Genomic DNA, 9740 nt, shown 5'->3' on the forward strand with positions numbered 1-9740 from the left:
AACAAGACGCTTTGTTCCTTCTTCAGAAACTGGTTTAATGCCAATTCCGGAAGTTTCTGGGAAACGAATTTTCTTTACGCCCATTTCGTTCTGTAAAAATTCAAGCACTTTTTTCGCTTCTTCGCTGCCTTGTGCATATTCAATACCTGCATAAATATCTTCTGTGTTTTCACGGAAGATGACCATATCAGTGTCTTGCGGACGCTTAATAGGTGAAGGAACACCTTCAAAATAGCGAACCGGACGCAAGCACACATATAGGTCAAGCTCTTGGCGAAGCGCCACGTTTAAGGAACGGATACCGCCGCCAACCGGAGTTGTAAGAGGTCCTTTAATTGCAAGTAAGTACTCATCAATTACATTAAGAGTTTCTTGTGGAAGCCATTCTCCTGTTTGGTTGAACGCTTTTTCCCCTGCAAGCACTTCTTTCCAAACGATTTTCTTTTCGCCGTTATATGCTTTTTCTACAGCTGCATCTAACACGCGGGATGCTGCAGCCCAAATGTCCGGACCTATACCATCTCCTTCGATAAAAGGAATGATCGGGTTGTTTGGTACATTCATAACGCTATCTGTTACTGTAATCTTTTGTCCTGTAGTCAATGCAATTACCCCCATATGGAAAATGTATATGAAACAAAAGAAGTCCCCAAATCCCCTAAGGGGACTTCTTTTGATCAAGTCATTACATAATTCAAAATATTCTCATCATTATTTTTTTACGAAAAGCCAGATTTTTTCAAATAGATTATACTCTGTATTCAATCGCAATGTATTTTTGATTTGTCGGACCTGTATAATCTGCACGAGGACGGATTAAGCGATTGTTCTCATATTGCTCCAAAATATGAGCCAACCAGCTGGACATACGGCTTATAGGGGTCCCACCGTCAAAACGCGGATGAAGTACACTAAGACAAATATTGTAAAAAACCATGACCAAAAACGCGAATGAGTCGATGTTTTGGTCATTTGTTTTTAGTTCGGCTTTTGGATATAAGAAATCAGGTCGAGAAACGGCGTATAAGGCGTGTGTTTGGACTCACCAAAAACGTTCGTTTCTGGTCAAAAAAGCCCTTAGCGTAGGAAAATCAAGGTTTTACCTTCCAGAAAATGTCTTAGCGTATAATTTCCGCGAATTGTCGGCGGGACCCCATGCCGTTAGCTTGATAAGCATGCGGCAGGACCCCAGAAAGAATTAATTTTCTAATGCTAGGAATTTTCAGATGAAATCAGCTCAAGCTAACAGGTAGGAAAGCTCGTAACTTTTTTTGTATACACATATCCCTCCAAAATGGTCCTTGCTGTACGTATGACCTTGATTGCACTTATATGCCCTGCAAGTAAATCAATCTTGGTTTGCATAATACCAGCCGGATGCGCTAATCGAACCATTTCTTGATTAACCGTTACAATATCTGATAAAATCGTATCCTTTAAGAAAACGCCTGCAGTTGCACAAATGGCACCTGTAATAGCAAGAGCTTGATGTGGTCTTTGCATAGACATCATTCTTATTACAAGGTCCATATCTGAAGCTTTTCTTTCTATTCCTGTAAGGTCAATGTAATCCATAGGAGGAGCAATAATAGTCATTTTCGGCACAGCAGGAGATTTTTTAGTTGCGTCTTCTTTATTTGCAAATTGACACATTTCAGCTGCTACAGACCTTATTTCTTCTAGTTCTTTTAATTTTTCCTGAGAATAATCATGAGGCAATTCACTTCCGATAAGGCCGATATCTTGGGCTTTAACAAAGACCAATGGATTTGCAACATCAATAATAGATATAGGTATTGAACCGCTAGGTGTTTGGATAATGTCGATAGGGTTTCCAGTCGGGAAAAGTTTTCCAGTTACTGCGCCTTCTGCACGAGTGAAAGAAAGGTAAATAGGTGATCCTGTTCCCGGAACTCCAGGAATTGAACAATCCCCTTCTGTTTTGACTCTTCCGTTTTCCACCTCAACTTCTGCTACAATCACTTTTTTAGTATTGGTATTGAAAATTCTTACTTTAGTTATTGGCTCTTGTGCTGCCACCAATCCTTTTTCAATAGCATACGGACCCACCGCAGAGGAAATATTTCCGCAATTTCCTTTAAAATCAACAAAACATTCATTAATGCTCACCTGAGCAAATGTATAATCAATATCAATGTCTTTAATATCTGATTTTTTTATAATGGCAATTTTACTCGTTAATGAATTTGCTCCTCCCAGTCCGTCAATTTGCATATGATTCGGGCTCCCCATTATATCTAACAAAAACTCTTCCCATTCAGCTACGTTTACTGGCATATCTTCATAATTAAAGAATACCCCTTTGCTTGTTCCACCTCTCATAATGGTCACAGGAACTCTTGTCATCATAATCATCCTTTTCAACATAAGATATGAAGGCGTTTTATTTATTAATTAAGAACCGGTTCTTTTGAAATTCATCGTATAATAGAAGGAGTCATAAGTAAAATATAGAAAATCTATTAGATGAACAAAAAAATTTTTATAACTTAGGTGGAGAAAATGGTTCTTACTAATTAAAAGGGGTATTGAAATGGATAAAAAAGAATGGCTTATCATTAAAACCTTGTATGAGGAAAAAAACATAACTCGTGCTGCAGAGCGATTATATGTATCTCAACCAGCCTTAAGCTATCGACTTAAAAATATAGAAGATGAGTTTGGTGTCAGCTTATTTTTTAAGACAAAAAAAGGAATTGAATTTACATCAGAGGGAGAATACTTAGTAAAGTATGCCGAAGAGATGTTAAGACAACTTCAACAAACAAAAGATTATATGTTCAATATGAAAGAAGAGGTAATTGGAACACTTCGACTAGGTGTTTCCAGTAATTTCGCCCAATATAAATTACCTAAAATATTAAAAAAATTTTCCACAGAGTTTCCGAATATCCAATTTAATGTTAATACTGGATGGAGCACTGAAATCATGAATCTCTTAGATTCCTCTAAGGTCCATTTAGGGATATTAAGAGGTAATTACCAATGGAATGGAGAAAAGTCCTTGTTAACAAAAGAGAGACTATACCTTATATCGAAAAAGAAAATCAATGTTGATGAACTACCGAACTTACCTTTCATCAACTATAATACAGATACCTCTTTAAAGAATTTAATTAATAATTGGTGGCACGATAAATTTTCCGAACCACCCCGTGTAACAATGGAAATAGATAGACAAGAGACCTGTAAAGAAATGGTCAAAAACGATTTGGGATTTGCTATACTGCCTGAAATATGCCTTCAACCTACTGATAATTTGTACACCGTCGGATTATCTTACAAGAACGGAGATCCGGTGCTGAGAAATACCTGGCTAATGTATGATCCGTCCTCTTTGAACTTGTCAATAGTTAAAGCTTTTATATCCTTTCTAAATAGTAATGAGAAATAATAGTATCATTCACATTATCATTTATAGGATTTGGGGATAATCTAAAAACGGATTATCCCCAAATCCTTTTTTTGAAGAACTAACATAAAATATTTTTATGGAATTTCTAAAAAAATCTATATTTCCTTTATTTCGTTGAATGTACTAATATTAAAAACATGATAAGGACCAGCTGGGATTTATGAATACCTTTAATATTCTAAATATTCAAACTGAATTTGTGTAAAAGAGTATTGTGAAGAAGCTCATATTTTTTGACGCGGAAAGAAAACGCTCTCAAACGATATTGTGGAAAAAACTATTATGCTGCCTAGGCTTTTCGACGATTGTCGTATTTGCGTTTCTTATTATGTCAAAACATATGTCTCTAGTATTTGCTTTACTGGTAATTCCACTTTTATTGGTTTTGATGCAAAAAAGCTAGAGAGCAAAACCAAAATGAATATGAACTAGTCAACAGGTAAATTTGTATAGAGGATATTTCACTTTAATATATTTTTGAAATGAGTATCTCATTGATACTCATTCGTTAGTACAGAATTAGGAGGGATGAAATGAGCACTAAAGTTGTAAGCATTGCCAATTCTTCAAATCGGTTGGATCGTCTGCCTATTTCACGGGTGCATCGAATGGTCTTACTTGCACTTGGATTCGTATATTTTTTTGATTACAGTGATTTGAATACGTTTTCTTACGCTGCACCGGCACTGATCAAATCTTGGAACATTTCCGTTCGAACTATTGCTTTAATTACATCCATGTCCTTTCTTGGTATGTTTATAGGATCTTCCTTAGGTGGTCGACTTGCAGACAAGATCGGGCGAAAAAAGGCTATGACATATATGGTAGTATGGTTTTCTTTATTTTCTCTACTAAATGCTTTTGCATGGGATCCTATATCCCTTGGGGTATTCCGTTTTTTAACAGGTATGGGGGTAGCAGCGGTAACCGTCATTGCAGGTACCTATATTACTGAATTCTTCCCAGCGGCCACACGTGGAAAATATCAAGCCCTGTGTGTAATGGTTGGATTAATTGGTATTCCTATAACCTCTTGGGTCTCACGGTTACTTGTTCCTGCAGGACCAGAGGGGTGGAGGCTTGTATTTGTGTGGGGGGGCCTGGGGATTCTTTCCCTCTTTCTTATCCGTAAAATAGAAGAATCCCCCCGTTGGTATGAAACACGTGGTGAGTTTGATAAAGCCGAAGCTATCCTGCAAAAAATTGAAGCGTCTGTTACTCGAGAGAAGGGGGTTTTGCCTTCACCTGCTGTTTCACAGGAAAAGAAAATTGTACAAGCTGCTTCTTTTATGGATTTGTTTAAAGGACAATATTCCAAAAGAACCATGTTACTCATTGGTGTATGGATTTTACAGACCTTTGGATTTTATGGATTTGGATCATGGGCTCCGACTCTTTTAGTGAAAAACGGAATGGATATAGAAAAAACACTTACAGTTGCCACTTTATTTACTTTAGGGGCACCACTAGGCGCATTCGTAGGTTCACTTATTTCAGATCGTTTTGAGCGTAAATGGACCATAACTGTTACTTCCGTGTTTGTTGCAATAGCGGGGCTTTTGTACGGACTTACGTTTAATCCTGTTTTTATTGTTATCTTTGGATTTTTGCTAAATCTAATTGAAAGGGTTTTCTCGTCAAACCTTTATGCTTACACTTCTGAATTGTATCCTACAGAACTGCGAGCATCAGGTACTGGCCTGACGTATGGGATTGGACGATTATCCAATACGGTCGGTCCGATGTTAATTAGTTTTATTTTTACGGGTTATGGATATTTCAGTGTTTTTATCTTTATTGCAGTCTGTTGGTTATCAGTAGCTATTACTGTTAGCATTTTCGGACCTTATACAAAAAAACGGGGCTTAGAGGATTTAAATATCGAAGATGCAACAATAATCTCTTCAATCGAAGTTGATTTAAAGGCGAGATGATAGGATTACAAGGAAGATAGGGGATGAATGGTTCTGATGCAAGCACTTACGCTAAACATAGAACCATTCATTTCTTTCGAATGCAGGTTTAAGAAGCTAGTTTAAACACTTTATGGATGAATTCTTTTTGTCCTTGGTGAACCAGCTTCTTTTTTAATCATAAGCAGGGCTTCTATACCATTTACAATCCAAGCGGCCGTTTGTAAAACAAAGGAGTAAAAAGTTATTTTTTAAGGTTCTGGTGCAAATATGATTTGTTGGCCTAATACCAGCGAAACTGCTATGAACCGCAATAAGCAATTTGATGCACACTAAGTACTTGATTTACAAGGGAAATAGGTGATTGGTTGTAACAAAAATGATCAATTTTGTTACAGTTTATGTCTCATAATGTTTCATGCAAGGAAGCTCAAATAACGCGTAACAAAATATCGTAACAAAAATAATTTGTCACAATATTTGTTTTCTCTATTTTTGTTACGCAGAATTTATCGCAATCTCTACACTTTTAATTGGGTTTCCTTAACTTGCGAATAATTACGTCTTCTTATTGCGGGTGGTAACACCTTCGCTGGTACTCCCCTAAATTGCTATTCAGCTTTGGGAACCCCATATCATATCTTACAGTTAACTCTGCTTCGAATAATTCTCTTTTGTCCACCATCTTTAGTTTATACGCTCCTTTTACCTCTTTTCTTCACGTAACCAATTATAAATAGTGGGAACAGAAATTCCTGTACCTTCTGCAATCTCTTTTAACGTGTACTTTTTACTTTCATACATGGTTAATACTTGCTTGCGGACCTTCTCACTTTTTCGGGGTCTTCCCCCTTTTCTTCCTCTTGCTCTTGCTGCTTCTAAGCCATTTAGTACACGCTCACGAATAATATCTCTCTCGAATTCTGCAAATACCGCAAACATTTTAAACATGGCTTTACCTGCTGGCGTTGTGGTGTCTATCTTATCGCAAACGCTAATGAGTTCAATGTCATCCTGCTCTAAGAAATCCGCAATTTCAATGAGCTTTTTGGTGGAACGTGCTAATCGATCTAGTTTATATACGACAAATTGATCACAAGGACGTAAAGCATCTAAAGCTCTTTGCAATTCTATTCGGTCATCCCGAACTGCTGATACCTTTTCTTCATAAATACGCTCACACCCTTCTTTTTTGAGTGCATCTATTTGCATATCTAACGACTGCTCATTTGTTGATACTCGTGCATATCCTATTTTCATAATTCCTCCTGAAAAATAAAGAATCCCTTATTATCCATTTTATATAAAATATATGTTTATTATAACTTGTTTTTTTATATTTTTATTATAACAATATTCAATAAAAAAACGGGCATTTTCTGCCCGCTTCGAATGTTATAAAAAACTATTGTTTTTTAGAATTCATTTAGATAAGGTTCAATGAGGGATAGTTCCGACAAAATACGAAAATTGCTTAGCGTATATATTCCGCGTTTCGCTATCAGACCCCTAGTATCAGTATGTCCAAGTTTGATAGATTTCTTGCACCAGAACCATAAAACCTATGCCACTGGACACAGGTTTTACAGATAACACTTATTAATCAGAAGCTAATTGAGTATGTTAAAAATAAATATAATGAGTTACTCCGTATTTGTAGTTACTTAACACATTAGTTAATAATTATAACCTTTCGTAAGACTTCATCTCTAAATGAATCATTATCGTTTCCTACAACTGTTAGAAGAGCTCCATCATATCTTATAAAAGCACAACCCGTTTCTTTTTTTAGAATACAACAAGGGACCCAATATTCACCTAATAAAACTTGAGATATTTTATTCCTTTGTAGTTGCTCAAACTCTATAGAAACACCTTCGCCAAAAAACATAATTGCCAAGTAATTTTCTACACTAAGACTATAAAATAGACTTATTAAATATAGAATATGCTCTTCTGTAAATGATTCAACTATGATAAATAAATTTTTTTTACTTGGATAGAACAACCTATACCCTATATTTCTACTTTGCATCTCTCTCTCCACATCTTCTCTCATATATTCACCTACATGCAAAATCATCTTTTTAGCATGCACTTGGAATAACGTGGTTAGGACTTCAATATTTTTTGAGTCATCATCAAATAAATCTGCATCATATGCATAAGTATAATCTTCTATACGATGTATTTTTTGAAATTCGGGCGATTTAATCTTTTTAAACTGTATCTTTTCCATCTGTTCCCCTCTTTACAATATGAGATTAATTATTCCCATGTTGTTTTCTTTCTCGAAGGATAAATAAAATAGTGCTTATTTTTTTTATATCCGAAATGCATGTGTAGAACTTTCCCAGAAGTTCGCTTTTTATTTTCCCTTATTTCATGGTAATCCAGTGCAAATAATCTAGAATCTGTAGATTTAGTCTGCTTCTTTTTCCTATTTACAATAGCAAAAATACGACCATTCCTTTTGTCAGGACCTTGTATTGTATATTTACGCTCTTTCCAAATTCTCTTTGCCCCTGAGGTAACTTTACTTATAACTTTCTTATTGAATTGATTTGCCCTCTGAACATTTGAAAGTATAAATGCAATTGCAATTCCAAAAGCTTGTAATGGTTTCTTATAGTGACCATCTGGATCTACGAACATGACAGGATTATTATTTGCATAACTATACCCATTCTGCGTAATCGGATCATCTTCATCACCTGGATCCGGATCTACAGACAAGAACACACCATGCGTTGGGTTATAATAACGCGCCATGAGATAATACATTCCAATTTCTTTATCATACATGTACCCCGCATAGCCAAACGAGTTATCTGTCGCAATCCCTTGCGTATCACTCTTTAACACGTTCCCCCATGCATCATACTCGTACTTTGCTACGACATTTCCGTTTGCATCTGTCATTGCAACGACGTCACCATGGGGATTGTAGTGATAGTACAGCGTTTGTCCTTGTGACTTCATCGCTATTCGTCCACCATTTGCATTGTAGACGTATTGTCGAAGCACATTTCCACTCGCATCTGTTTCATACAGCATATTAATGCTGTCACCATCATAATGATAACGAGTTGTTTGACCATTTACTATTTTTTCAATACGACGGCCATCATCATCGTACTTATACGTCGCAAATGGTGTACTTTCACCTTTGTTGGTAATGGCAGCCAGCTGATCCGCTTCATTCCACGTATACGTGTATTTGTCATCTGCTGTACGGTTGCCATTTGCATCATAGATAATTGACTCTGTTCCAAATTTCGTCAGTTGATTTCCATCGTTGAATACTGCTGTTGTCGTTGTTGCTGTTCCAGATGGAGGTGTTACTTTCACACTTGTACGGTTGCCAAAACCGTCATAGCTGTACTCTTTAATTGTACCATCTGCGAGTGTTTCTTTCTTAAGTTGATTAATAGAATCATATTCATAGGAAATCGTTTGTTTTCCTGTATCTGTTTGGCGTTCCACACTAGTACGGTTGCTGTTGGCATCGTACTGATAGGTTTCATACAACAAAATGGTTCCTTGACTATTTCCAACAGTCAATTGGTCTACCTTATTTGTACGATCGTAATGGAACGAAGAACCTGCTCCGTTTCCTGCTGTATACGTTCGTACGTTGCCAAACTCGTCATAATCAAAGTGATACGTTTGACCGCCGTCTACTACTTCTGTATTTTGATCAAGTGGGTTATAAACATAGCTTGTTGTATTGCTATAGACGTCATGTGTAATTTTTGTTTCTTTCAGTTTATGTGTTTTGTCATGGTATGTCCATGATACACTGCCGCCTCGGTCCGTCATGCTTGTAATGCGGTTACCGACATCATATGCTTTGTCCCGTGCAATACCGTTGACAGCGTCCGTTACCTTTGTTTCATTGCCGTTCGCATCATATTGATACGAAAAGGCCACTTGTCCGTTGCGCTTCGCTTCCGTTGTACGATTCACCGCGTCATACGTCCATTCTAGTAAACTGCCGTTTGGCATTTTTGTACTGATACGGTTGGCTCTGGTGCAAAAAATCTAAGAAGCTTGGACATACTGATATTATCAATCTATAAAGGATGTGTATCCGTATGAAAAAGCCAACAGAATTTAAGTGGAAACATTACGAACCCGAAATTATCTTACATGTAGTACGCTGGTACCTCCGGTACAGTCTGAGTCTTCGTGATCTCGTAGAGATGATGGAAGAGCGTGGAATATGCGTAGCACATACTACGATTATGCGCTGGGTTCATCAATATGGACCAGAACTTGATAAACGCATTCGTCCGTATTTAAGGAGAACCAATGACTCCTGGAGGGTAGACGAAACTTACATAAAAGTAAAAGGACAGTGGATGTATCTATATCGTGCAGTAGATTCT

The 9740-nt window shown here is 36.9% G+C and carries 7 protein-coding genes and 2 pseudogenes; 3 read left to right on the forward strand and 6 right to left on the reverse strand.

Annotated features, from left to right (window positions below):
* The 3 genes and pseudogenes from H540_RS0120105 to H540_RS0120115 form a co-directional block, all read right to left on the reverse strand.
* Positions 1 to 603: isocitrate/isopropylmalate family dehydrogenase (locus H540_RS0120105; protein WP_028400825.1), on the reverse strand; the 603-nt coding region annotated here is incomplete at its 3' end.
* A 145-nt stretch (positions 604 to 748) separates the two neighbouring features.
* Positions 749 to 967 (reverse strand): annotated as a pseudogene (locus tag H540_RS32405) (citrate/2-methylcitrate synthase); the annotation flags it as partial.
* Between the two features lie 275 nt (positions 968 to 1242).
* Positions 1243 to 2367 (reverse strand): 2-methylaconitate cis-trans isomerase PrpF family protein, encoded by a 1125-nt coding sequence (locus H540_RS0120115; protein WP_028402124.1) that lies wholly within the window; start codon positions 2365 to 2367, stop codon positions 1243 to 1245.
* 187 nt (positions 2368 to 2554) lie between these two features.
* Here H540_RS0120115 and H540_RS0120120 point away from each other — a divergent pair, with 187 nt between their 5' ends.
* Positions 2555 to 3415 carry a LysR family transcriptional regulator gene (locus tag H540_RS0120120; protein ID WP_028402125.1) on the forward strand — a complete coding sequence of 287 codons (861 nt, stop codon included), beginning with the start codon at positions 2555 to 2557 and terminating at the stop codon, positions 3413 to 3415.
* A gap of 554 nt (positions 3416 to 3969) precedes the next feature.
* Positions 3970 to 5370, forward strand: coding sequence for an MFS transporter (locus tag H540_RS30380; RefSeq protein WP_051317210.1), 1401 nt, complete (start codon positions 3970 to 3972; stop codon positions 5368 to 5370).
* A gap of 684 nt (positions 5371 to 6054) precedes the next feature.
* On the opposite strand, the gene H540_RS0120130 is transcribed toward H540_RS30380, so the two are convergent.
* The 3 genes and pseudogenes from H540_RS0120130 to H540_RS30385 all read right to left on the reverse strand — a co-directional run.
* A complete protein-coding gene (locus H540_RS0120130; RefSeq protein WP_028402126.1) occupies positions 6055 to 6609 on the reverse strand; it encodes a recombinase family protein in 555 nt (184 codons plus the stop codon).
* A gap of 412 nt (positions 6610 to 7021) precedes the next feature.
* On the reverse strand, positions 7022 to 7588 hold the full coding sequence (locus H540_RS0120135; RefSeq protein WP_028402127.1) for a hypothetical protein: 567 nt from the start codon (positions 7586 to 7588) through the stop codon (positions 7022 to 7024).
* Positions 7589 to 7617: 29 nt separating this feature from the next.
* Positions 7618 to 9378, reverse strand: a pseudogene (locus H540_RS30385) (RHS repeat domain-containing protein); the annotation flags it as partial.
* Positions 9379 to 9446: 68 nt separating this feature from the next.
* On the opposite strand from H540_RS30385, the gene H540_RS0120145 reads away from it, so the two are divergent.
* Positions 9447 to 9740, forward strand: a 294-nt coding sequence (locus H540_RS0120145; protein ID WP_028402128.1) for an IS6 family transposase, incomplete at its 3' end; no start/stop codon positions are given.

It is taken from the genome of Ectobacillus panaciterrae DSM 19096 (genome assembly GCF_000430785.1).
GTDB classification, from domain to species: Bacteria; Bacillota; Bacilli; order Bacillales; family Bacillaceae_G; genus Ectobacillus; species Ectobacillus panaciterrae.

Coding starts and splice junctions, on each gene's coding strand:
- H540_RS0120115 (WP_028402124.1), bottom strand. CDS start 2,367: ATGACAAGAGTTCCTGTGACCATTATGAGAGGTGGAACAAGCAAAGGG.
- H540_RS30380 (WP_051317210.1), top strand. CDS start 3,970: ATGAGCACTAAAGTTGTAAGCATTGCCAATTCTTCAAATCGGTTGGAT.
- H540_RS0120120 (WP_028402125.1), top strand. CDS start 2,555: ATGGATAAAAAAGAATGGCTTATCATTAAAACCTTGTATGAGGAAAAA.
- H540_RS0120130 (WP_028402126.1), bottom strand. CDS start 6,609: ATGAAAATAGGATATGCACGAGTATCAACAAATGAGCAGTCGTTAGAT.
- H540_RS0120135 (WP_028402127.1), bottom strand. CDS start 7,588: ATGGAAAAGATACAGTTTAAAAAGATTAAATCGCCCGAATTTCAAAAA.